Here is a 571-nt window from a genome sequence, read left to right on the forward strand (position 1 = left end):
CGCCGGGTATCAGGCTTGTGAAGACACACAATAAACAACCTGCGAACGGAGAGAACTGCAGCAGTTTGACCGTAGGTGAGGTGGTTACCTATACGTTTGTGGTCCACAACACCGGTAGTGTTACATTGGGTAATGTTACTGTTGCCGATAAAACATTTAACGGTTCCGGTGCTATAAGTGGATTGAGTGTACCAGTGGCTAGTTCGGGCAGCAGTGCTACAGCGCTATTGCCGGGGGGTACCCTGACCTATACGGCTACGTATACTGTAGAGCAGGGTGACCTTAACCGTGGTAATATCAGTAACCAGGCGGAGGCTACAGGAGTCTTTAACAATGTGAGTTATAAAGATCTTTCGGGTACTGCTCTGGATAATGACAGCCCTACAGCTATCGCTATCTGTCAGTCGCCGGGTATCAGGCTTGTGAAGACACACAATAAACAACCTGCGAACGGAGAGAACTGCAGCAGTTTGACCGTAGGTGAGGTGGTTACCTATACGTTTGTGGTCCACAACACCGGTAGTGTTACATTGGGTAATGTTACTGTTGCCGATAAAACATTTAACGGTTC

1 protein-coding gene is annotated in these 571 nt (G+C 48.2%); it reads left to right on the plus strand.

Translation table 11 applies throughout. The annotated features are described in order from the left end of the window. The coding region (locus JKG61_RS22800) for a DUF7507 domain-containing protein (RefSeq protein ID WP_202105313.1) at positions 1-571 on the plus strand (571 nt) is incomplete at both ends.

This window comes from Sphingobacterium faecale (genome assembly GCF_016746095.1).
Lineage (GTDB): Bacteria > Bacteroidota > Bacteroidia > Sphingobacteriales > Sphingobacteriaceae > Sphingobacterium > Sphingobacterium faecale.